This window comes from Microbulbifer sp. NBRC 101763, assembly GCF_040371615.1.
In the GTDB taxonomy this organism is placed as follows: domain Bacteria; phylum Pseudomonadota; class Gammaproteobacteria; order Pseudomonadales; family Cellvibrionaceae; genus Microbulbifer; species Microbulbifer variabilis.
Genome location: NZ_BAABQV010000006.1, coordinates 259,630 through 283,475, shown reverse-complemented (window position 1 = coordinate 283,475; position 23,846 = coordinate 259,630). Strand labels below are relative to the sequence as shown.

21 protein-coding genes and 4 tRNA genes are annotated in these 23,846 nt (G+C 49.2%); 3 read left to right on the top strand and 22 right to left on the bottom strand.

Annotated features, from left to right (window positions below):
* Positions 1-10: 10 nt before the first annotated feature.
* From ABWV76_RS16525 to csrA, 4 genes are all read right to left on the bottom strand, one after another.
* Entirely contained in the window at positions 11-475 is a 465-nt protein-coding gene (locus ABWV76_RS16525) for a DUF4262 domain-containing protein (RefSeq protein WP_353376631.1), read from the bottom strand.
* A gap of 67 nt (positions 476-542) precedes the next feature.
* On the bottom strand, positions 543-935 hold the full coding sequence (locus ABWV76_RS16520; RefSeq protein WP_353376630.1) for a DUF5958 family protein: 393 nt from the start codon (positions 933-935) through the stop codon (positions 543-545).
* Positions 936-1,009: 74 nt separating this feature from the next.
* The gene (locus ABWV76_RS16515) at positions 1,010-1,429 is read right to left on the bottom strand and encodes a lysozyme inhibitor LprI family protein (protein ID WP_353376629.1); all 420 of its coding nucleotides are present in this window, start codon (positions 1,427-1,429) and stop codon (positions 1,010-1,012) included.
* Between the two features lie 1,227 nt (positions 1,430-2,656).
* Positions 2,657-2,836 carry a carbon storage regulator CsrA gene (gene csrA, locus ABWV76_RS16510; RefSeq protein WP_353376628.1) on the bottom strand — a complete coding sequence of 60 codons (180 nt, stop codon included), beginning with the start codon at positions 2,834-2,836 and terminating at the stop codon, positions 2,657-2,659.
* A 1,249-nt stretch (positions 2,837-4,085) separates the two neighbouring features.
* Here csrA and ABWV76_RS16505 point away from each other — a divergent pair.
* Positions 4,086-5,621 (top strand): DUF6035 family protein, encoded by a 1,536-nt coding sequence (locus ABWV76_RS16505; protein WP_353376627.1) that lies wholly within the window; start codon positions 4,086-4,088, stop codon positions 5,619-5,621.
* A gap of 433 nt (positions 5,622-6,054) precedes the next feature.
* Here the strand turns inward: ABWV76_RS16505 and ABWV76_RS16500 are convergent, their stop codons facing one another.
* The 14 genes from ABWV76_RS16500 to uvrB form a co-directional block, all read right to left on the bottom strand.
* A complete protein-coding gene (locus tag ABWV76_RS16500) occupies positions 6,055-7,128 on the bottom strand; it encodes a serine/threonine-protein kinase (protein WP_353376626.1) in 1,074 nt (357 codons plus the stop codon).
* Positions 7,125-8,129 carry a serine/threonine-protein kinase gene (locus tag ABWV76_RS16495; protein WP_353376625.1) on the bottom strand — a complete coding sequence of 335 codons (1,005 nt, stop codon included), beginning with the start codon at positions 8,127-8,129 and terminating at the stop codon, positions 7,125-7,127. Before ABWV76_RS16495 ends, ABWV76_RS16500 begins: the two co-directional genes overlap by 4 nt.
* A 37-nt stretch (positions 8,130-8,166) precedes the next feature.
* Positions 8,167-9,252 carry a PP2C family protein-serine/threonine phosphatase gene (locus tag ABWV76_RS16490; RefSeq protein ID WP_353376756.1) on the bottom strand — a complete coding sequence of 362 codons (1,086 nt, stop codon included), beginning with the start codon at positions 9,250-9,252 and terminating at the stop codon, positions 8,167-8,169.
* 342 nt (positions 9,253-9,594) lie between these two features.
* Positions 9,595-9,671: transfer RNA gene (locus ABWV76_RS16485), tRNA-Pro, on the bottom strand.
* Between the two features lie 112 nt (positions 9,672-9,783).
* On the bottom strand, positions 9,784-10,152 hold the full coding sequence (locus tag ABWV76_RS16480) for a MerR family transcriptional regulator (protein WP_020413346.1): 369 nt from the start codon (positions 10,150-10,152) through the stop codon (positions 9,784-9,786).
* Entirely contained in the window at positions 10,133-10,438 is a 306-nt protein-coding gene (gene ihfA, locus ABWV76_RS16475; RefSeq protein WP_020413347.1) for an integration host factor subunit alpha, read from the bottom strand. The genes ABWV76_RS16480 and ihfA overlap by 20 nt, the downstream gene beginning before the upstream one ends.
* 128 nt (positions 10,439-10,566) lie before the next feature.
* Positions 10,567-12,942: a phenylalanine--tRNA ligase subunit beta gene (gene pheT, locus ABWV76_RS16470; RefSeq protein WP_353376623.1), complete on the bottom strand. Its 2,376-nt coding sequence runs from the start codon at positions 12,940-12,942 to the stop codon at positions 10,567-10,569.
* A 129-nt stretch (positions 12,943-13,071) separates the two neighbouring features.
* Entirely contained in the window at positions 13,072-14,085 is a 1,014-nt protein-coding gene (gene pheS / locus ABWV76_RS16465; RefSeq protein ID WP_020413349.1) for a phenylalanine--tRNA ligase subunit alpha, read from the bottom strand.
* 193 nt (positions 14,086-14,278) lie between these two features.
* Positions 14,279-14,638 carry a 50S ribosomal protein L20 gene (gene rplT, locus ABWV76_RS16460; protein ID WP_020413350.1) on the bottom strand — a complete coding sequence of 120 codons (360 nt, stop codon included), beginning with the start codon at positions 14,636-14,638 and terminating at the stop codon, positions 14,279-14,281.
* 36 nt (positions 14,639-14,674) lie between these two features.
* Positions 14,675-14,869, bottom strand: a complete 195-nt coding sequence (gene rpmI, locus ABWV76_RS16455; RefSeq protein WP_020413351.1) for a 50S ribosomal protein L35 — start codon at positions 14,867-14,869, stop codon at positions 14,675-14,677.
* A 147-nt stretch (positions 14,870-15,016) separates the two neighbouring features.
* Positions 15,017-15,556, bottom strand: a complete 540-nt coding sequence (gene infC / locus ABWV76_RS16450; protein ID WP_157533488.1) for a translation initiation factor IF-3 — start codon at positions 15,554-15,556, stop codon at positions 15,017-15,019.
* A 27-nt stretch (positions 15,557-15,583) separates the two neighbouring features.
* The gene (thrS, locus tag ABWV76_RS16445) at positions 15,584-17,512 is read right to left on the bottom strand and encodes a threonine--tRNA ligase (protein WP_282952945.1); all 1,929 of its coding nucleotides are present in this window, start codon (positions 17,510-17,512) and stop codon (positions 15,584-15,586) included.
* Between the two features lie 107 nt (positions 17,513-17,619).
* Positions 17,620-17,696, bottom strand: a tRNA-Val gene (locus ABWV76_RS16440).
* 161 nt (positions 17,697-17,857) lie between these two features.
* Entirely contained in the window at positions 17,858-19,864 is a 2,007-nt protein-coding gene (uvrB, locus tag ABWV76_RS16435) for an excinuclease ABC subunit UvrB (RefSeq protein ID WP_353376622.1), read from the bottom strand.
* A 241-nt stretch (positions 19,865-20,105) separates the two neighbouring features.
* Between uvrB and ABWV76_RS16430 the strand changes: the two genes are divergently transcribed.
* Together ABWV76_RS16430 and ABWV76_RS16425 are read left to right on the top strand one after the other, a co-directional pair.
* Positions 20,106-20,181: transfer RNA gene (locus ABWV76_RS16430), tRNA-Asn, on the top strand.
* 46 nt (positions 20,182-20,227) lie between these two features.
* Positions 20,228-20,303, top strand: a tRNA-Asn gene (locus ABWV76_RS16425).
* A 790-nt stretch (positions 20,304-21,093) separates the two neighbouring features.
* On the opposite strand, the gene ABWV76_RS16420 is transcribed toward ABWV76_RS16425, so the two are convergent.
* The 4 genes from ABWV76_RS16420 to ABWV76_RS16405 form a co-directional block, all read right to left on the bottom strand.
* A complete protein-coding gene (locus ABWV76_RS16420; protein ID WP_353376621.1) occupies positions 21,094-21,402 on the bottom strand; it encodes a ComEA family DNA-binding protein in 309 nt (102 codons plus the stop codon).
* Positions 21,403-21,545: 143 nt separating this feature from the next.
* Positions 21,546-22,256 (bottom strand): orotidine-5'-phosphate decarboxylase, encoded by a 711-nt coding sequence (gene pyrF, locus ABWV76_RS16415; RefSeq protein ID WP_353376620.1) that lies wholly within the window; start codon positions 22,254-22,256, stop codon positions 21,546-21,548.
* A 59-nt stretch (positions 22,257-22,315) separates the two neighbouring features.
* Complete coding sequence (lapB, locus tag ABWV76_RS16410; RefSeq protein WP_020413357.1) at positions 22,316-23,506, bottom strand: lipopolysaccharide assembly protein LapB; 1,191 nt, start codon at positions 23,504-23,506, stop codon at positions 22,316-22,318.
* A gap of 1 nt (position 23,507) precedes the next feature.
* Positions 23,508-23,816: a lipopolysaccharide assembly protein LapA domain-containing protein gene (locus ABWV76_RS16405; protein WP_245556689.1), complete on the bottom strand. Its 309-nt coding sequence runs from the start codon at positions 23,814-23,816 to the stop codon at positions 23,508-23,510.
* Between the last annotated feature and the right edge of the window lie 30 nt (positions 23,817-23,846).

Here is a 23,846-nt window from a genome sequence, read left to right as displayed (position 1 = left end):
GATGGCTTTGTTAGGGCGCCCACTTGGCAGGCTCCTGAAAGCTTGGTTGAATAGCCTTAAAACTATCGCTAGAGTCGTTATCCCATGGCCATATGCCATCTACAGCTGGATAGATTAGTTGAAGTGCGCTGTAGGAACTACCTTTATAGAGCCAATTGCAAGACAACATAAATTCTTCTCTATACTTTGTAGCGACAGCCTCAAAGGTGACTTCGAAGCCATCAAGGAATCCTTCGTAAAATTTACCCTCTTCGAACTTTTCACCAGCAGTAACCCTTCGGTTGTATTCATTTACTATCCAAGAGCTGAGTTCGCTCCTGAGCCCTAAGATAATAACCTCTGGAGCGTCAGTACATTGGCTAATGCCAATACTATAGGTAAAGCTTGGGTCTTCTTCTTTCGGGTCAAAGACAGAGGTAACGTGACATCCGTATTCTTCGATGTTTTTTACAATTTTTTCTTCTGCTTTATTCATGCGCTGTAAAGTGCCCTCACTCTGCGAGCTGGGGCGACTATTTATGGCCGTCCCAAGCCTTACCTTTTTATAGCATTTCAAGGTTGTGCCACCAATGATCGCAACCAGCCTGACAATCCGTAGATCTTCTACGACTGTCTGCGATAGTAAATATTGCGAGCCAAAGCCTAAAGGCCTTAAGCCATTCATGGCTAGGTAAAGCTAAAACCTTTGCCCGTGCGCTATTGAAAGTATTCTTACGCATTATTACACAGGGCGTGTAGGTCTCCTTTAAACCAGACAACTTGATACCTTCTTCAATCTCAGGCTCTCGAGGATGAGATTGGTGGATGCATAAGTTCATACCCCGAAGAGCTTTGTGCTGCTCCTCTTCTGGGAGAGCTTTAAACCACTCTATTCCTTCCTCTATAGGAATTTCACCTTGAGCGATCCTATTTATTGTGACTTCGTATCGTTCCATGCTCGACTAGCTATAACGCCCGCGTCATTTGCCGCAGCGCAGCGGAGGTCAAATGCATGCGTTTGTTAGGAGTATCACCACGGGCAGCCATTGCAGCCCATGGCATAATTGGTATTAAAAATCTCTATCTCTTTTAGTCGCTGGATTGTCCGTTCTGAGAGGCATTTATTCAATCGAATAGGTTGCTTGTCACTGTAAAACTCGCAATCCAAATCTCTAAACTTAATCCATGTTCTTTGCGCATTTACGAGCCTATTTTTATGTACCTTATCGTCTATTCCATTTAAGTACTGAATTACCTCTGAATACTCTTTGTTAAGAGACTTATCGCTCTTACCATAGAGTTCTGTATAGCAGTGCTCTATTGCAGAATAACTTGTAAATTGTCCACACTTAGAACTTTCTAATAGCAGTTTCTCCGATTCATCACCCCCGTAAACTTCTGGTATATGCAATGGAATCACTAACAAAAGCGCTCTTAGATACTTCTTCACTTTTTAACCTCCCTGATTTCCTAACAGTTAATTCAAAAGAAGCTTCTTTATATCACCCTACTCTATATTTCTAAGCCCTTCTCTCTCCGCGCATAAAAAAAATCTCTAGGAATCAGTAAGTTACCTGTACTTAGCGCAAATGAACCAAAATAGATATAAAGCAGTGTCTTTATATCTCAGCATTTTCGCTGCTTTCTATCTATTTGGGAACCCTTTAAATATCAATGAGTTACTGATTTTTACCAATAAATATGAGAAGCTGCTGCTGATCTTTGTTATGAAATGCATAGCTGTTCATTTTTCACTCAATATCAACCGTTCTTGGATGCTCATTACCGATGATCTGTGGATTGGGCTAGTCATCCACTTGAGCCCTCCAAACAGCCCCTCACCTAGCAGCCGCTTGCGCACGGTATTCTCCACATCGCCAGATGAAGCCCCGCCGAAAGCTGTATGGCTCAACTTCACTACCTTATAAACACAGGTCGATACACTGCACCTTCACTCGCCTTTCTTCCTCGAACTTACTGACTTCCTAATTTTTGTCATACGGTGCCAATAGGTTCTCTACTGCTGCCATCTTTATAAGTGGCGGTATCGAGTCTGGGGAGGTTGTGGTTACACAGGTTCAAAAAAGCGTGAAGGGTTGAAGGCTAGAGGTGCGGACTGGCACTTTGCACGGTAGCCGAGCCGCTTGAGGCTCCATCCAGGAAAGAATGGGCTGCGAGAAGCAGAAAAACCAAAATTCAGATTCCGTCAAAAGTGGAACTTCCGTTGTTGGCAGCTGGATTGGTCGCTGACTCGGCTCACTAGAGCTAGAGGGCATTGATGGGAATATTCCTCCATCATCGAAAGGCTAGGTATCTTGGCAGGGCGTAGGCTCTGTCTTCAGCGCAACTCTGAAAGCCGCTTTCAACAGCTGGCGGGCTCGGCAATATTCATGTGGAGGATCTGTGTATAGCAAGCCAAGCATTGAGTACACGTCTTATGGCGCTGACAAGGCTTGCTTACCCTCTCCTCCAGTCGGCTAAGAGGGGCTGCTTGTTAAACACCTCCAAGACACCAGCATGGCCGCTCCGAACTCACCACCAAATCACCTTTGGCACCCAAGAGGCATTCGAATCAGAGCGCGTATATCGCCTACCGAATAGAGGCGCAATGATTCTGCTTGGAATTCCGTTTTTCAATTATTCGGTGCCTCAAGTTGCCCTACCCTTTTTAGGATATTCAGGCCTTTGCTTTTTGCTGCTTTTTGATCCGCACATAGATTTCTTCACGGTGGATGGGGAGTGATTTGGGGGCACTTATGCCTATCTTCACTTGATTGCCTTTCACCTCCAGCACTGTGACTGAGACATTTGCTCCAATCCTTAGAAGTTCACCTGTCCGTCGCTTTAAGATCAACATACTTATTTCCTTCAATGGTCAAAGTTTGGGCGCTTCCGGGGTGGGGAAGCTTGGGCTTAACGTTTGGAGGAAATATGGGGTGGTGCGCGGGGGCGGTAGGCAGAGAAGAGGAAAAGGCGGGCGCTAGGCTTCCAGAGCTTGGGAATTGGCCCCAAGCTGCTGAATGTACTCCACTTTATTGAAGACGAGCGGGTTTCTAGCGTATTATCCATATAGCCATTTTGATACTCATATTATCAATTTGGTTAGCTGGCCCCGGGTGTTCCTAGCACCTTGGGTCAGCGCCTTTTACTTACTCTTACGTCACGCTACCGTTCTCCTTTGAGGGATGGGTCTTTTAGAAAATTCTCGGCTCTCTCGAAGCTTTCAAAACTATTCAAACTTCTGAAGCGTTTTTAATCGGCTCGCTCAATTACGGCCAAAATACCAAAAATATCTATCGATTTTACGCAGCTTTGAGATTTAAACAAACTGAATAAATTCCAATAAGATTATTTTCGCGCCTATATTTTTACATTTTCGAATAGGGAAATTTCAGTCAACACTGCCAGTTTCAATTTATATTGGAATTTCCTGCGTACTTCTCCGTAAGGGTTAAAGATCTAATTCCGTTTGTCGGCGATGAGCGTTTGAATTTGCCGAAAGGGCTACCCTTTTAGCTGGATCACTATTTAGAGCTAGCGGACTGGAGTGGTCGGCATTTACTAAAAAGGGGAAGGGAAGGAAAGAATACACTGCGCTCGGGACTGTATGAGGCATAGATGCCGATTACGAGTTTACAGGGATGTATTCACAGCGCGTCTCGAGTGCAGTGTATTCTTCCCTTCTGTCCCAGTAGTAAATCCCAGCCAACGAAGTTGTATTGCCAAAAGCATGTTTTCTATCTTAGAGTGGCTCGGCATCTCATTCCAGCACTGTTTTCCAAGGCCTGAACACAGATTCCCAGTATTTCTTGCCCCTATCTGCTAAATCAGAGATGAAGTTCCTCCTAAACCAATACTTATCGCGTAATTGGCACCTCTCTTCAACCTTTGGTCTCCATAATGGTGGTGGTACACTCTCAGGGTCGACTGGTTGGCATGGGCTCAAAGGCTCCTGGCTTACTTATGCGGAAGCTAGCAGGCCTACAAACAGCTGATTTCCTTTGCTACTGCCAAGCATATCGATTTTTGTGGGAATTAAGGCTCTAAGTATCCCACCCTCTTATGAGGAAGCTCAAAGATTGACATTCTAATTGAGGGTTTTAATCATGGATGAGAGAAATTTTCAAATTCCAATTATTATAGATACCTATATCCAAGACAAATTTCTTGCCTCTAGCTTTAATAAACTTTTTGAGTTGCATGAAATTCAGGAGTTTAGAGAGCAACGTAGCGTCCGTAGATTTGTCTGTTATGCATGCCGCCAGCAAGTAATTCTCCATGCCACCCCCGATGAAAACTCTCCTCACAGTCACAGATATCACTTCCAGCACCCAAAAGGTATTGACTGCAAATGGAAGTACGATCAAAAGAATAAAGCCCAGATATACAATGGCATTAAAGAGGGGAGCATTCACAAAAAAATGAAACAACTAATCGTCGACACACTTACTTACCTAAAAGATTGGGAGGTCATTGATATCGACCACCATTTTATTTTCAATGAAGATCGCACAGAAAGAGCTAAACCTGATATTCACGCTCGGTATATGAATGAAGATATAGCATTTGAGATACAGTTAAGAAGTGAGAAACCAGAAACTATTTATAGGAGACAGAAATTTTATCAGGAAAAAGGCTGGAAGCTCATTTGGGTAAGCGCCGAAAACAGTGAAATAGTCTCCAAAAACTTCTCTGAAGACTGTATAAAAGTGAAACAGGTTCAAAAAGATATAGCGTTTTCCAATCGAGGGAATTGGTTTATTTTCAACAAAAAACTAAGCTCCAAATCAATAGAGGACAACCAGTTAACCCTAAGAGTTAAAATCTGGAAGCCGGAAATAAACAACAATATTATTGATTATAGCTGGCACGAAGAGATCATTACTTTCAGCCAAGTTATATTTAGTGAAGGCCAATCCTTTATTAGTGACTTCCACGAAGAAGATCGCAAGCTTAAGTCGATTCTTCGTGAAGAGGGGCTTAAATCCGCATTGCTTATTTTGGATAAAGAAAAACCAAGAGACTGGGGTCAATATATCCAACGCGCCAAAGATGTATGGCCATCCCTAGAAGTTTCTGGGGAAGATACAAAAAATTTAAAACACGAATTTGACAAAAAGTGGGATGAAAGAATCCTTAAACTCAAATATCAGATAGTTAGATTTTTTCAAAGTGAAGAGTGGAGAGAAAATCAACAACATGAGAGATGGTACGAAATTTCATCGAGAGTTTCACAATACAACTTTGGAATTACACATGATGCAAATCTAGGCATTATAGAAAAAATATTGCTTATCCTAGGCTATAGCCTGAGTCGAACTCTATCTCCTCAGCACAAACGCCACATTCAATCTTGCCACTATTTCTTAGATTCCGATAAATACTACACATTTGATGGATACCTTTCACTTTGCGAGAAAGCTATACAAAAAAGCCCATGGAAAGATGAAATTAATAGTGATCGCTCTATACTAAAGCGGAGTCATAAGCGCTCAGCCAAGCCAACACCTACCGACTTAGATAAATTTTTAGATTGGTTTACTTCGCCCCCGCAACTTCATCCTAGCAATGTCTTGCCAAGCACTAAAATTTCGGCACCCTCATCAAAGAAAAAAACTCAAGTCTTCACGCCATTGACATAATTTTCTGCCCGGTAGATCTTAGGGTGTAATGAGTTGTTTCCTGTCAAAGACTTGGTGGGTTAGGTGGGGACGTACAACAAGTTTTTAGCAAGCTCAATTAACGTTGGGTACACAGCATTGGCGACTGCTGATGCTTTTTCGGCTACTTTTTAATGTAGCCCTACTCCAAATGCTCAACGCTCAGGATCACCTGACATTCCATTCAAAACAAAGTTCTCTAAAGCTTGAACCAAAATCCCCAGCATTTCATATCCCCTCTATCCAAATCAGAAATAAAGAGCGTCGAAAAATAATTCTAGAAACGTAAATGGCCACTTTCCCCAATTTGAGAACTTCCAGAATCACCCAAAATCTTGTATACATGTTTTAATTTTGCAGCCCATGGGTATCTAAGATTACCAGATACACATAACATCAACTCGATAAAGGCTTGCTATTCATCGATCACTATTACTGGGTGTGCTCTAGGTCGTGGGCTGCCAGGAAAACTTGAATAACATACGCGTCGATTGTTATCAAGATTTGGCCTCCGCGTTCCATACACACTTTCCATACTAAAGAAAGTAGTTTCGCCTCCAGAAATAAAGCCACTATAGTTATTTTGGATTAAGTTACTGACTGATCCAGTATGCCTCTCCACAGCTAGATAGCAAAGCTCTTCACACATTCCTACAATATCATTGGCATCTGGGCGATTCTCTGGAGCATACTCTAAACATTTATCTATAACCGACTGTAGTTCCCGGGCTAAAGGTGCTAATTGAGTATTGCCAGTCATAAATTCAGGCCAAGGCTCACGCTTTTTTGCCTGAACATTTACAGCCGCAGTAAGATAAACGCCAAAGGGGTATTCTCCAGTTAGCAACTTGAACATCATTGCACCAATAGACCAAATATCGACGCTTTTGCCTGGACTCTCTCCTGGTTGTCTAAACATCATTTCCGGAGCCATAAAGGGTAATGCGCCTTTAATGGTTCCTGAGTTAGAGAGTGTGATGTCCCCTTGTTCCGCAGCATCGTCAAATACTTCTTTAGTCAGCGTTGCAATACCAAAATCAGTGATTTTTAGCCTATGGACATTCACACCCTTAGCGGTCATGACGTTACTCGGTTTTAGATCCCTATGCACAACATTCACTCTATGCGAAGCAGCGACGCCTTTGGCAAGGTGGTGCAGTACCCTAGCTCCAAGGTGGGGGTCTAAAATGCCCAATTTTTGCTGTTTTTGATCTAGTGTTTCACCATCAATAAACTCTTCAATCAGATACTCTGCATTACCTTCCACAAAGTAATCTAAGGTTTTCGCAATATTGTAGTGATTAACTTTTGCAGCAACTTGTGCACTAGCTTTGAACCTCTTTGCAGACTGGACTGTTTGAGGTGTTTTCAAGGCAACATTTATACCCAGTAATTTATCATAAGCCCGGTAAACTTCCTGCATCCCCCCTCTGCCAACATGCGCAACTACCTCATATCGCCCGCCAATAGTTTCGCCAATCGATATCATGCTGTCACCTCAGGGTTAGATACATCAAACGTAACGAACTTTCTATTTCCAGAATTCGAGCCAAAAGTGATAACACAACAAGATGGTAACCTATCACCTATAATAACGGCCTCATTATTCACAGTGACTTGTCCAGATACACTTTTCACAAGAAAATGGATTCCGTCATAATGAATACCAAGAGAACCCAATGAGCCGGAGGAAACCACTCCTCCTGGAGAGGATGCATTAATCTCATGAGTCTGGTCGCCAAGTACAAGTAGGGCTCTGTGTCGATTACGAAGTAAATGACGCCTAATTACCTCCTCAACCCCCCTAATGCTAGGTCTATTTTCTGGTGTAGAGTTGAGGCACTGCTCAATTACACTGACAACATCCTCAGGAACCCCAGCTAAATAATCATTGAGCTTCCCATCTTCAATTTGAATTGGGGGCTGCTGATATAATTCAGGCGGAACTTGATTACTCAAAAGTGCAAGTGCTGTAATAGCGAATGCGTATACATCAATCGCCTTATCAAAACTAATATTTGAACCTTGCCATAGCTCTGGAGCCATAAATACAGGGGTGCCAATAACATGAGCTGTTTGAGCTTCAACTCCTTCCGGCCGAGCAAGGCCAAAGTCAAGTATCTTCACCACGTTATCAGCATCTACACGAATATTATTCGGTTTAATATCACGATGTATTACTCCAACCTCGTGAATTTCTGAAAGCCCACATGCTATTTGCCAAAGAGTTTTAAGGTAATCTAGTCCTGGCGAAAACGATCCTACCCTCAGATCAGATCCACTTATATGCTCGAGCACAAGAGCCTCTTTATCCCCTGAAGCTCCTCTCACATTCACCACATCGTAAAGCTGCACAACATGTTTCGACCGCACCTTAATTAGCGCTTTTTGCTCATCTAATAACCTTCGATCCTCTTCACCATCTTTAAGTAACTTAAGAACTACCGGGCGAGCTAAATGAGTATCTACACACTCAATTATATCACCCATACCCCCAGACGAAGATCCACCCGCAAGCTGATATCTACTAGGAATTATCATCTTTCGAACCATCTCCTTTTTCATTATCCCTATTCGGTTCAAAAACAATTTCTACTTTCGGATCATCATCAAAGCTAAGCTGTGTTGCCTTCTCCTTGATCTCGCTTACCTTATTTCTTCTACGCTTTTTTAGCTGCTCCCTAAGCATCCCATCTGGAGTGTTTTTGATTTTAGGATCTTTTCCTTCAACTTGAGGCACCTGCAATCTCTCTTGATCTTCCGCAACAAGTTCTTTCGCATCAGGGAAGTCCTGTTTGGCCCACATGATATGAAGAGAACCAAAAGGATCTAAAATTTCAACGCTCGTTTCAGGTTTTTTTATTGGAAGACCTGGGAATTCCTTGATAAAAATGGAAGCTACCGAGGCATTATCAGGTGCACCTCGCCATTTCGACACTGTGAGTAACTGTTCGGCAAGCTCTTTGCTGGTCTTTGCATGGAGTAATACATCAGAAAGCAAAACACTACTAATAAAGTGAACCCCATCAGAAGTAAGAGCAACCCTATCAACATCCCTATTAACAATGGAGGTATGTGGAATTAGACCCTGCCCCATACCTATAAATTGGAGAAGCTCCTTACCATGCCCCCCCACGGCTTCTTCAAGTGAATCATCAACAGTTAAACGTATACTGCTTGGTTCGTGCCCTTCTTGCGAAACAGCATATATGCGACTATCACCGACATTCACGGTGAAAGCTCTACTTTCTCCGTCTAGTAACAATGCCGATAGAGTAGAACCACCTTTACCTTGTTGGTATTTGTACACTTCCTCATTCGCCTCGACAGCAGCTAATGCTAATCTCTCTTTCGGTGTTTTCTGCCTATAGCGGACAAGCGCATTAAAAAAAGAAGCTAATGTAAGCGAGGCACACTCTGCACCATCTCGCATACCACCCATACCATCGGCCAGAGCAATAACAATAAAAGGGTGGGTCCTGGCTGAATCTGTATTGACTCGCAACATCGCAAGTCGATCTTGGTTCTCTGTTCGGACAAGCCCTATGTCGCTTGCGAGGGTAACAAGAGTTTCGGGTATTGAACTAATTCCAGAATCAGGGACCGATCTCATTAGCCAGTGTGCAACTTTGTTAGTTAACATATTTGTTTTTCTGGGATGAAGTTTAAGAGTAGATTAACAATTTTTTCTTCTATCTACACGTAATCAGGCTACATACTGGCGAGACATGATAAATTAACCACAATGGGCAAAATTATCAGAATGCGACTCATAAAAGTCGGATCATCGTTCAGCCCCCACAGGCTTTCTCAATTGAAGGCAGCTCAAGGCTGAGAGTCCTATATTGCACTTTGAGCGAGCTTCATAACAAAAGGCTTTACTTCAGCTTGATATGAGCACAAAAAAACCCGCTAAAAAGCGGGTTTCTTGGCCGTTGCGATGCAACGATATGTATGGTCGGAGCGGCCGGATTTGAACCGACGACCACCACACCCCCAGTGTGGTGCGCTACCAGGCTGCGCTACGCTCCGATTTTGAAAAATCGCTCACTTCGCTAAGTGATTGATTTTTAAAGACATCGTGTTCCGATGTGGCGTGAATCATACCGGACTAGCAGTGGATTGCAAGCCCGGATTAGTGATTTTAGAAATTATTTTCCCCTTCCAGCAGGGCCACCACATCTTTGAGTTCTGCAATCACTTCTGGCAGTACCTGCTGTAGTTGTACCACCTCTGCCCGCTCGCTGCCGGTCTCTATCTGCAGGCGGGCCCCTCCAATGGTATAGCCCTCTTCGTACAGGAGCGCACGAATCTGGCGGATCATGATGACATCCTGATGTTGGTAATAACGGCGATTACCACGGCGCTTTACAGGCTTCAGCTGCGGGAATTCCTGTTCCCAGTAACGCAGGACATGGGGTTTAACGGCGCATAATTCACTCACCTCTCCAATGGTGAAATAGCGCTTTCCAGGAATTGCAGGTAGCTGAGCGTTATTGCTCGGTTCCAGCATATTCTTCTACTCGTGCCTTGAGTTTTTGCCCTGGTTTGAAGGTAACTACCCTGCGGGCTGAGATGGGAATTTCTTCGCCGGTTTTCGGGTTACGGCCTGGCCGCTGGCTTTTGTCGCGCAGGTCGAAATTGCCAAAGCCCGAGAGCTTGACCTGCTCGTTATTTTCCAGCGCATTGCGGATTTCCTCGAAGAAGTACTCGACGATCTCTTTCGCTTCGCGCTTGTTAAAGCCCAGCTCTTCGTACAGTTTCTCGGCGAGCCCGGCCTTGGTCAGTGCCTCTGTCATTGGATCCTACCAATTGATTCAGAGGCGTCGACTCCAGATCGGAAGCGGCCCAAACCGCGGCGGCTTCAACCCGGTAGCAGACGCTCTCGGGGTGCAATTCAGCCTGCACCCGAGAGCATCATGCCCTGCTAGCGCAGACTAGCGTTATATTTTTCTTCTAGTTTACCGACCACCGCATCTATAGCGGCATTGATTTCGTCGTCATTAAGGGTGCGCGACGAATGCTGAAAGGTCAACCCCAAAGCGACACTTTTTCTATTTAAATCAATGCCTTTGCCCTGGTAGACATCAAATATTTTGAGGTCGGTCAAGGTTTCGCCGGCTACTTCGACGGCGGTTTCCACCAAGCTGGCGGCAGGAACATCGGCATCGATCAATAAAGCCAGGTCGCGGCGCACTTCCGGGAACTTGGATAGCGGGCGGAATGCAGGCACTTTGCCCTCTCCGATCGCTTCCAGGCTCAACTCAAATACGAAGGCGGGCTTGGACAGATCCAGCTTCTTCTGCAGCTGAGGGTGCAGAGCGCCAATAACCCCTACTTCGCGGTCGCCACGCATGATCTTGGCGGTTTGGCCTGGGTGCAGTGCGGGGTGCTGGCTGGCAACAAAGCGGAACTCATTGGCGGCGCCAGTACGTGCCAGCAGGGCTTCCACATCAGCTTTCACATCGTAGAAGTCCACACTGTCTTTACTGCCCGTCCAGTTCTCTGCGTAACGGTTGCCATAAGCCAGGCCCGCGATCATCTGCTCCTGGTGCAGCTCGGCACCAGGTACAAAACGCAGGCCGGTTTCAAACAGGCGCACACGATTCTGCTGGCGGTTGAGGTTATATTGCAGTGCTTTACAGAGGCCTGGCAGCAAGGTGGTACGCATAACCGCCAGTTCGGCACTGATCGGGTTTTGCAGGGCCACCGGGTCGGCTTCCGGATCAAACAGGGCGGCGTTGTCGCTATCGATAAAGCTGAAGGTGATCGCTTCGTAGTAGCCGCGGCTCAGCAGGGTTTGCTCGAGGTTGTCCTGGGCAACCATGCTCTCTGGGCGCGGGGCAATTTCCAGTTCAGCGGTAAAGCTTTCGCTGGGGATACGGTTGTAGCCGTACACACGCGCCAGCTCTTCCAGCAGGTCTGCTTCTATGGCGATATCGAAACGGAAGCTGGGTGCGAGGAAGGTCCAGCCTTCATCATTCTGATCGATCTTTTCCAGTCCCAGACGGGTGAGGATATCGACGATTTCGTCATCGGCCAGCTGAATACCCAGGCCCTGCTCTACCCGCGCGCGGCGCAGGGTGATATGACGCTCGGCGGGCATGGTTTCAGTCAGCTCGCGCAGATGTACTGGGCCGGGCTCGCCGCCAACAATATCCAGCAGCAGCTGGGTAGCGCGCTCAACCGCTTTCTCTTGCAGGTGGTAGTCCACGCCGCGCTCATAGCGGTGGGAGGAATCGGTGTGCAGGCCGTAGGAGCGGGCCTTGCCGGCAATCGCCAGCGGATTGAAGAAGGCGCTCTCCAGAAAGATATGCTGGGTACCTTCGGTAACAGAGGAATCCAGGCCGCCCATAATACCGGCCATGGCCAGTGGCTTTTCCTCGTCGGCAATAACCAGGGTGCCTTCCTGCAGTTTTACTTCCTGGCCATCCAGCAGAGTCAGTTCTTCACCGTGCTCAGCCATACGCACTTTGATACCACCGGAGAGTTTCTCCAGGTCAAAGGCGTGCATGGGTTGGCCGAGTTCCAGCAGGACGTAGTTGGTGACATCCACTACCGGGTCGATGCTGCGCAGGCCGCTGCGGCGCAGGCGCTCCTGCATCCACAGGGGCGTCTGGGCTTTGATATCGATATTGCGAATTACCCGGCCCACATAGCGTGGGCAGGCAGATTCCGCCAGCAGGGATACTGGCAGGCTTTCTTCAATCTGCTGGGGTACCGGGGCAATTTCAGGGCCCTGAACGGCGCAGCGGTTCAGCACGCCCACTTCGCGGGCAATACCGGCAACACCGAGACAGTCGGAACGGTTCGGGGTGAGATCCACTTCGATGGTCTCGTCGTCCAGCTGCAGGTATTCACGCAGGTCGGTGCCGGTGGGGGCGTCTTCCGGCAGTTCCCAGATACCGTCGTTGTCTTCGCCCAGTTCCAGTTCAGTCTGTGCGCAGAGCATGCCAAAGCTCTCTACACCGCGCAGCTTGGCTTTCTTGATTTTAAAATCGCCCGGCAGCTTGGCGCCTACCAGGGCAAAAGGAATTTTGATACCCACACGCGCGTTGGGAGCACCGCACACCACTTGCATTTCACCTTCAGGGTGACCGGCTACTTTACACACGCGCAGTTTGTCTGCATCGGGGTGTTGTTCACAGGCGATAATCTCACCCACCACCACTCCGGAAAAATCACCCGCTACTTTTTCTATGCCATCCACTTCCAGGCCGGCCATGGTGATTTGATCGGCCAGTTCCTGCGTGGTGAGTTCCGGGTTTACCCATTCCCGCAACCAGGAGTTGCTGATTTTCATAGTTGATCTCTTTCTGTATTCCGTCAGCGCAGCTCTGTGCGCATTTTGCCTGGGGCCTTTTCGCCGCTCAGGCCTCCACAATTCGATTGCTGATGCGAACAGCCTGAGCCATTCGCGCTCTCACTTGGCTTAGAACTGTTTCAAGAAGCGCAGATCGTTATCGAAGAACAAGCGCAGGTCGTTAACGCCGTAGCGCAGCATGGCGAGGCGCTCGATACCAATACCGAAGGCAAAGCCGGAGTATTTTTCACTGTCGATATCACAGGCGGCAAAGACGTTCGGGTGCACCATGCCGCAGCCGAGAATTTCCAGCCAGCCAGTGCCGGAACACACGCGGCAACCTTCACCACCACAGGCGGTACATTGGATATCCGCTTCTGCAGAAGGCTCGGTGAACGGGAAGTAAGACGGACGGAAACGCACCGGTACTTCCGCTTCGAAGAAGGCGCGCAGGAACTGGTCGATGGTGCCTTTCAGGTGGGCGAAGCTGATGTTCTCGCCGATTACCAGGCCTTCCACCTGGTGGAACATGGGCGAGTGGGTGACATCGGAATCACAGCGGTATACGCGGCCCGGGCAGATAATACGCAGCGGCGGAGACTTTTTCTCCATGGTGCGGATCTGCACTGAGGAGGTGTGGGTTCTCAGTACGGTGGTTGGGTCCACATAAAAAGTGTCGTGCATCGCGCGCGCTGGGTGGTGCGCGGGAATATTCAGTGCTTCGAAGTTGTAGTAGTCCTGTTCGACCTCCGGGCCGTTCTCAACAGAAAATCCGATACCGGCAAAGAATTCTTCTACGCGCTTTAAGGTGCGGGTAATCGGGTGAGCATTGCCCTGCTCTTCACCGCGCCCCGGCAGGGTGACATCTATGGTCTCTTCCGCCAGCTTGGCATTGATGGCCTCTTGTTCCAGCCTATTGCGCCGCGCGTTAATTTTTTCCTGAACCTGCTGCTTGGCTTCGTTGATCTTGGCACCCGCCGCCGGGCGCTCCTCAGCAGACAGCTTACCCAGGCCTTTCAGCAGTGCCGTCAGCTGGCCCTTTTTGCCCAGGTAATCAACACGCACCTGATCCAGTGCGGCGAGGCCGTCGGCCTTCTCCACCAGCTCCATTGCCTGCTCGGTGAGGGACTGCAAATCTTGCATCGAACTGTTCCCGTTTGAATCCAACTTCGATTAATTTTTTCTGCTTTGTTCGGCCGGTGCTCTCTGCACCGGAGGGGTCTACCCCAGGTACCGCCACCGGTAAAAAATAGCGGAAACCCCATAAAAAAATAGGGAAGGGCCGCTACAGCCCTTCCCTATTTTAAGTATTCAGTTTTACAACTGAAGTGACAGCTTACGCTGCCAGGGCTGCCTTAGCTTTTTCAACTACGGCAGCAAAAGCGGCTTTATCGTAAACAGCCAGATCAGCCAGTACACGGCGATCCAGTGCGATGTCCGCTTTCTTCAGACCTGCGATCAGGCGGCTGTAGCTCAGGCCTTCTGCACGGGACTGGGCGTTAATACGGGTAATCCACAGAGCGCGGAAGTTACGCTTCTTAACGCGACGGTCACGGTATGCATACTGACCAGCTTTAATAACTGCCTGCTTGGCAACGCGGAATACGCGAGAACGCGCACCGTAGTAACCTTTAGCCTGCTTCAGAATCTTCTTGTGACGACGACGCGCCTCTACACCACGTTTAACACGGGCCATACTTCTATCCTCTTAAACCTTTGCGATTTGGACCAATTACTTGGCGCGCAACATACGATCGACCAGACCGGCATCAGACTTGTTCATAGTCTGGGTGCCACGCAGCTGACGCTTACGCTTGGTGGTCATCTTGGTGAGGATGTGGCTCTTGTTAGCGTGCTTGTGCTTGTAGCCCGCAGCCGTCTTCTTGAAGCGCTTGGCAGCGCCACTATGAGTCTTTGCTTTCGGCATTTTGTACTCCAAAGTGAATAATCGCCTGTAAAACAGGCACCTTTAGTAACTGCCGATAACCGGGGTTATCGGCACTGCGAGAGTGGGGAGGCAGCCGTCGCCCAACCACTTCTCAAAAGGAGACCTCGGGAATGACTTCCCCAAACCTCACTTTTTCTTTTTGCTAGGAGCAAGAACCATCAGCATCTGGCGACCTTCCATTTTGGGTCGCTGCTCTACAATGGCCAGCTCTTCCAGGTCCTTCTCGATGCGCTGCATCATTTCCATACCCAGCTCCTGGTGGGCCATTTCACGGCCACGGAAGCGCAGGGATACTTTGGCTTTGTCACCCGCTTCCAGGAAGCGGACGAGATTGCGCAGCTTGATCTGGTAGTCACCGATATCGGTGCCCGGGCGGAATTTCATTTCCTTGATCTGTTGCTGCTTCTGTTTCTTCTTGGCGGCATTCTTGGCTTTCTTGGCCTCGAATACGTGCTTGCCATAGTCCATGATCTTACAGACTATCGGCGTGGAGTCCGGGGCAATTTCAACGAGATCCAGGCTGGCCTGTTGCGCAGCCTCGAGCGCCTCCTCCAGGGAGACAATGCCCACCTGCTCGCCATCAGCACCTATCAGGCGGAGTTCTGACGCTTCAATCTGATCATTTATGCGGGCCTTTTTGGACCGTCCCTTAGTGTCTCGTTTAATAGCTATGGTCTCCCAGTTGCCAAGTTGTTATGCATTATCTTCTGTCAAACGACCGCGACGACTAACGTCCTGCTCAAGGATCTCAAGGAATGACTCATACGTCATAGCTCCCAGATCTTCACCGCTACGGGTGCGAACAGCCACAGTCTGACTTTCCACTTCCTTATCGCCGATCACCAGCAGATAAGGAACACGCTGAAGCGTGTGCTCGCGGATTTTAAAGCCGATCTTCTCGTTTCTCAAGTCAGCTGTGGCGCGGTATTGCTGCTCACTCAGGCGGGCTTGCAAATCGCGACAATAATCAGCCTGGCGATCGGTGATATTCATGATCGCCACCTGCTGCGGTGCCAGCCAGGTGGGGAATGCACCTTCGTAGTGTTCAATCAGAATTCCGATAAAGCGCTCGAAGGAACCCAGGGCTGCGCGGTGCAACATTACCGGCGACTGGCGCGAACCATCTTCAGCAACATATTGTGCATCCAGACGGCCCGGCATAGAGAAGTCCACCTGAATGGTGCCGCACTGCCATACACGGCCGAGACAGTCTTTCAGGGAGAATTCAATCTTGGGTCCGTAGAAGGCGCCTTCACCCGGCAGCTCTTCCCAGGGCAGGCCCGCGGCATCCAGCGCATCGGCCAGGGCTTTCTCCGCCTTATCCCAGCTTTCATCGGAACCTACACGCTTCTCCGGGCGAGTGGAGAGACGGTAAATAACATCATTAAAGCCGAAGTCTTTGTACACGGAGTGCAGCAGATCCATAAAGTCAGAAACCTCTGACTGGATCTGATCTTCACTACAGAAGATATGGCCATCATCCTGTACAAAACCGCGCACGCGCATCAGGCCATGCAGGGAACCGGAGGGCTCGCTGCGGTGACAGGAACCAAACTCCGCCAGGCGCAGCGGCAGGTCGCGATAGCTGCGCAGGCCCTGATTGAACACCTGTACATGACAGGGGCAGTTCATCGGTTTGATGGCGAACTGACGCTCCTCACTGGTGAGGGTGAACATGTCATCGGCAAATTTGTCCGCATGACCGGACTTGCGCCACAGGCTGAAATCCACCAGCTGCGGGGTTTTGATTTCTTTGTAGCCGAATTCGCGCTGGCGACGACGCATGTATTGCTCGATAGTGCTGTAAATAGTCCAGCCGTTCGGATGCCAGAACACCATGCCGGGTGCCTCTTCCTGGATATGGAAGAGGTCATATTTCTTGGCCAGCTTGCGGTGGTCGCGCTTCTCTGCCTCTTCAATACGACGCAGGTAAGCCTTCAATTCTTTTTTGTTGGCCCAGGCGGTGCCGTAAACACGGGTCAACATTTCATTGTTGGAGTCACCGCGCCAGTAGGCACCGGCCACTTTGGTTAATTTGAAGGCTTTCAGCCTTCCAGTGGAGGGCACGTGTGGTCCGCGGCACAGATCTTCGAAATCACCCTGGCGATATAAAGAGATATCTTCATCGCTGGGAATGCTGTCGATAATCTCAGCCTTGTACTCTTCGCCCATATCGCGGAAATATTTCACCGCTTCTTTACGGGGCATCAAGCGGCGGGTAACCGGAATATTTTCCTTGACCAGCACTTCCATTCGCTCTTCGATCTTCTCGAGATCCTCTGGCGTAAACTGACGCTCGTAGGCGAAGTCGTAGTAGAACCCATCTTCAATAACCGGGCCAATAGTGACCTGGGCAGTGGGGTACAACTGCTTTACTGCCTGTGCCAGCAGGTGTGCGGCGGAGTGACGGATCACTTCCAGGCCTTCCGGCTGACGATCTGTGATGATAGCCAGATTTACATCGCGATCGATGATGTAGCTGGTATCAACTTCTTTGCCGTCAACTACACCGGCAAGTGCAGCTTTGGCCAAACCTGGACCGATATCTGCAGCAACATCGTGTACGGAAACCGGGGCGGAAAATTCTCGACGGGAACCGTCGGGGAGAGTAACAACGAGCATTGTATGTCCTTTCTCTCAGTGGCGATCCCTACCAAAGACCGCATGAAACTATCCATGAAATCGTTCATGGAACTATTGATCCGGATGGGCCAGCCATCCTTTATAGATGGTAGACCCGAGCGGATTTGAACCGCTGACCTCTGCCATGTCAAGGCAGCGCTCTAACCAACTGAGCTACGGGTCTAAAACTCTGCAGCGGGGGAACCCAGTGCTGCGAAGAGCGCGAACTTTAGCACCGCTTTTCAGTGTTTTCAACAACTTACTGAACTTTTGTGTGATTAAAATTAAGGCCGTGAACCCTGCAAATCGGGCTGAGCCGATTGCAGAATACAGCCCGGCATTCACCTATTCCGCCTCCTTCAGACGGGAGATCTCATCGCGCAATTTGGCTGCGGATTCAAACTCCAGGTTCTTGGCGTGCTCGTACATCTGCTCTTCAAGCTCACTGATTCGCGCCCAGCGCTGCTTGTCAGACAACGGCTTGGCATCAACTTTATAAGCACCCTTCCCTTCGGCCACCTTACGCTTGCTTTTCGGTACGCCGGGCGCCACAGCTCCTTCAAGAATGTCCGCCACACTTTTGCGAATCCCTTTGGGGGTAATGCCATGCTCTTGGTTAAAGGCGAGCTGCTTCTCACGGCGGCGGCGGGTCTCCTCAAGAGCCCGCTCCATAGAGCCTGTCACCTTATCCGCATATAGAATAGCCCGCCCCTCAAGGTTACGCGCCGCGCGGCCAATAGTCTGGATCAACGAGCGATCTGAACGCAGAAAGCCTTCCTTATCTGCATCAAAGATGGCTACCAGCGCTACTTCAGGCATATCCAGACCTTCTCGCAGAAGGTTAATACCCACCAATACATCAAATTCACCGATACGAAGATCCCGAATAATCTCTACCCGCTCTACGGTATCAATATCAGAATGCAGGTAGCGTACACGCACCCCATTCTCAGCCAGATACTCAGTCAAATCCTCGGCCATTCGCTTGGTCAGCACGGTAATAAGGACTCGCTGGTCTGCATCTGCGCAGCGGTGAATCTCTGACAGGGCATCATCCACCTGGGTTTGGGCCGGGCGAATCTCCACCTCTGGGTCAACAAGCCCGGTTGGCCGCACTACCTGCTCGACCACCTGCCCTGCGTGATCACCCTCGTAGGGCCCCGGTGTCGCCGAGACAAATACCGTCTGCGGAGCCAGGTGCTCCCACTCTTCAAACTTCAGGGGGCGGTTATCCAGGGCGGAGGGGAGGCGGAAACCGTATTCCACCAGGGTCTCTTTACGCGAGCGATCCCCCCGGTACATGCCGCCAATCTGCGGGACGGTTACATGGCTTTCATCAATAAACAGCAGGGAATCATGGGGCAAATAATCAAACAATGTGGGTGGCGGCTGGCCGGCATCACGCCCGGACAGGTAGCGGGAATAGTTCTCTACGCCATTGCAGTAACCCAGCTCCTGCATCATCTCCAGGTCATACCGGGTGCGCTGATCCAGCCGCTGGGCTTCCAGTAATTTATTGTTACCGCGCAACTGATCAAGGCGCACCCGCAGCTCTTCCTTGATGTGATCAATAGCACTGACGATGGTTTCCCGAGGGGTTACATAGTGAGACTTCGGGAAGATAGTGACCCGGGGAACCTTCTTGAGCTGTTCACCAGTAAGGGGGTCAAACAGGGTAATATCTTCAATCTCCTCATCAAACAAGGAGAGGCGCACCGCTTCCATATCGGAATCTGCCGGGTAGATATCGATGATATCGCCGCGTACACGGTAGGTCGCACGGCGGAAGTCGGCATCGTTACGAGTGTATTGCAGCTCCGCCAGTCGGCGCAGAATTGTACGTTGATCGACCAGGTCACCACGATCCAGGTGCAGTACCATCTTGAGGTACTTATCCGGGTCTCCCAAACCATAAATAGCTGACACTGTAGCAACCACTACCACGTCTCGCCGCTCAATCAGGGCTTTGGTGGCGGAAAGGCGCATCTGCTCAATATGCTCGTTTACCGACGCATCCTTCTCTATAAACGTATCCGAGGATGGCACGTAAGCTTCGGGCTGATAGTAGTCATAGTAGGAGACGAAGTACTCTACAGCATTCTTGGGGAAGAACTCTTTGAACTCACCGTAAAGCTGGGCAGCCAGCGTCTTGTTGTGAGCCATCACTATCGCCGGACGCTGCAGGCGCTCAATAATGTTGGCCATAGTGAAAGTCTTGCCCGACCCGGTGACCCCCAGCAATGTCTGATGGCTAAGGCCATCATTAATCCCTTCTGCCAACTGCTCAATTGCCACCGGCTGATCGCCGGCCGGGCTGTAGCTACTCTCTACCTTGAACGGACGCGACTCCATACACTCACCCAACCATCAATCCAAAAAACAGAATGCGATTGTAGGCCCTCCTCAAAGACCCCACAAACCCGAAAGACCTGTCACACCTCACCTCTCCCGCTATTACCCGATATCTTTTTGCGTACAAATCGAACAAATAATTTCCTGACAAATCAATTAGTTAAATCGAAAAAAAGAGTTGACCTGCCGAAAAGTGCTCTATAATATACGCGCCATCTCGACGGCACAGCCGTTAAGAAATTCCGCCTTAGCTCAGTTGGTAGAGCAAATGACTGTTAATCATTGGGTCGCTGGTTCGAGCCCAGCAGGCGGAGCCAAATTTCTAAGCGCAGCTTAATTTGCGCTATACAAATTAGATTAAATTCCGCCTTAGCTCAGTTGGTAGAGCAAATGACTGTTAATCATTGGGTCGCTGGTTCGAGCCCAGCAGGCGGAGCCAAACAAAAACCCCACACGGTACAAAAACTGTGTGGGGTTTTTTCTTTACTGTAAACTGAAAATCTTATCCCTCAATTAAAGCTCCAGCTACCGCCAGGGCGATTCGCAGACCTGACCATCAGCAAGCCCTAGCCACCTCATGAAGTCGCTTAACCGGCGCCTTGCTCTCAGGCGGAGAATCCTGACGCCGCTGCGCCCAGGCCATATCCACCAAACTCTGCCTTGGCGAATAATCCCCGACTGCCTCACGCAAGATTCGGTGGATCTCTTCGCAATAGTGCCGCAAACAGGCCTGACGCAACTCGCCAAGTAAAACCTGAAGGGCTTTTGGTACAAGGCAATCTTCGGCTCGGCAACGCACATGATCACCGGGTGATAAAAACCCAGAAAAAGATATCAAAGACTCACACCGAGAAGGATACTTTACTCTGGCGAGGGTTATGAACACGATGAATTGCCCCACAACCCCTACGGACGACCCGCTATATTAGAGGCATTGATACAACCACAAGCAATAGCGGATAACAATTACACACACAACAGGAAGCAGCCAACCCATCAATAGGCGCTGCTAACGCCTACCACCAATACAATTTACAATATTCTATCGATACGCCGTAGAAAGGACTAAGCAAACTACATGGTAGCGAAGCCCAAGGAAAGCATCAGGACACAACCCTTAAACCCGAAGTAAAAGGCCTGACCTGCTAGCGCACCCAAATTAAAACCGGGCCCAACTGGGCACCAGTTGAATGCCCGGCAATAGCTAATAATGGACAGCTTTCCAAATACTAAAGGCGAATCCTCTCCTTGTTTTTCTTAAGTGTCGTCGCGCCGATACCCTTTACATTCAACAACTGATCAATAGAAGTAAAGGGGCCATGTTTCTCACGATACTCTATGATTAACTGCGCCCGAGCTTCCCCTATGCCATCCAGCTTTTCAGCCAGCTCAACGACTGATGCACTGTTTATATTAACCTCTAATATCAATTGTTTTGCAGCTTCAACCTCTCCATCATCTGCAAAAACCATCACCGGCTGACAAAGTGCAAAAGTTAGTACAAATACAGCAGAAAGTAATACACGAAAGTTTGTCATGATTGACTCCAAGTGAAAGTGTTTTTTGTTTCACATTGGGACTGCCAATACTTCCCCAAGCCGCACCATGATAACTACGCGCCGAGCTCAAACTTACTTAGTACTAATTACACCACATCACATACGACCAAAGTAATCAAAGCTTACTTACCTGAAACTTCGGTCAAAATACCCTGTAGTGCCTCTAGCGGATTTGCAGATGCGGTTATCGGGCGCCCAATAACGAGATAGTCAGAACCTTCCGCAATAGCTTCAGAAGGTGTCAATGTGCGGCGCTGATCCCCAGCATCACTCCCAGCCGGGCGAATACCGGGAGTCACCAAGGCAAACTCCGGCCCACAGGCCAGCTTAAGAGCGCTCGCTTCACGTGCAGAACACACAACCCCATCAAGACCGCAGGCTTTGGCCTTCTCTGCCAAACCCACGACATGATCTTTTAGTGATTTTTCAACTCCCGCGGCTTTCAGCTCCTCTGGAGTGGTGCTTGTTAATACAGTTACCCCGATTAGTAGTGGCTTACTATCGCCAAACTCTTCAAGAGCTTCAGAGGCCGCTCTCATCATGCGCTCACCGCCACTGGCATGTACATTGACCATCCAGACACCCAGGTGCGCTGCGGCCTTCACAGCAGAGGCCACAGTATTTGGAATATCGTGAAACTTTAAATCGAGAAAAACCTCAAAACCTCGCTCTACAAGAGCCCGAACCACATCGGGACCAGCAATGGTAAAAAGCTCTTTACCTACTTTTACCCGGCAAAGGGCCGGATCAAGCTGGTCTGCCATAGCCAGGGCCGCTTCTGTATTGTCATAGTCGAGCGCGACAACGATTGGAGAGGAAACTTGAGAGCGCAAAGAAATACCTCGTATAAATTTGATTGGTACATGATTGAGCAAAAGACAAGAAGCCGGAACTACTCACCTTCAATACCCTTGACCGAGCGGACAGAATCCCAGTGCTTGCAACTGGGACACAGCCAGTGCAATTGATTGCCGGAAAAACCACAATTACTACATCGATAATGGGGGCGGTTTGCGATCAATTGATCAACCAGCGTTTTTAACAGGGAGAGATTTTCTCTCGCTCTACCTTGTGCTGTGCCGATATACAAATCAAGAAAACGCCCCAGCCCTCGCAAAGAAGGGCGCAAAGCCAATTGCTTACCCATAAACGCTGCCGCAGCGGCTTCGCTATCCTGCTCCTGGATTCGCTCAGCCAGTGCTATTAATACGCTATTCGAGGGGTGCTCCTTTAGGAGGGACTCCAGATACCGATCCAGGCCTCGGCCATCACCAAGCTCTCCATAACACGTCAGGAGAAGCTCCAGAATCTCCGGAATATAGTCAGGGCTCTGCTTGGGGATCCTCTGCAAGACCTTGATGGCATCACGCTGCTTGCCGAGTAGATACTCCAGGCGCGCCCAAAGCAAACAGGCCCGCACTGAACTGCGATCATACCCCAGGGCTGCATCTAAATGTTTACGCGCACTGAGGTAGTCCTTAGCAGCAATCGCCTCCTCTGCCAACTCACAGCAAAAATGTGCCTGCACTGGCGCCCAATCAGCAGATAAGCGCTTAAATCGGCGGCCATGCAACAAGTTGACGGCATGAATTGCTTTGGCCCACTCGCGCTCATCCCGATAGACTTCTACTAAGTGCTCAAGACTGGTTGTACGCAGCTCCTGGGAAGTTTCTACCAGTTCCTGCAGCAGGCGTTCAGCACGGTCGAGCCACCCCGCAGCAATATAATCACAAGCCAGTTCAAATTGAGCCTTATGCTGACTCTGCCTGGATAGACTGGGACGCGCCAACAAATTTTGGTGCACTCTTATTGCCTGATCGTACTCACCCCGCCTTCTCAAAAGATTCCCCAATGCCAAATGGGTATCAAAAGTGGCCGGGCTGACCTCAAGCGAGTCAATAAATTTATCAATACTATCGTCGTGGTGTTCGCTGAGCAGGTAATTCAGCCCCTGCGCATAGGAACGAGCCAGGGATTCTTCCTGCTCGCTGAAGTCCGGCTTCTTTTTGGAGCTGCCTCGCCCCAGCATCCAGCCTATGGCGATGGCTGCCAGCAGGAAAAAGAAATAGGCGAAATCGAGCAAATCAGTCTCCGGATACCTTGCGGTGAGCAGCCTGAAGCTCTCGCTCCATTTTCTTTAACTGTCTACTCAACCCCCTTACCCGGCGACGCTGCGTAAAGAGAGGCAGTAGGCTAGCCAAAACTCCCAGCAAAATCCCCAACAGCAGCATTGCGATAAGCCAAACTCCCACACTGCCAGAAAATGGGGAGTACCCTGCGATAACCGGTGAAATAATTTGGGGATTTTCCACTGATATATAGATGCCGAGGGCGACACACAGAAGGGCCACAAAGCCAAGAAAAACGTGCATCAACCAACGCAAGAATGACAAGGGAACCTCCACGTTCCACTAGATAGCTTT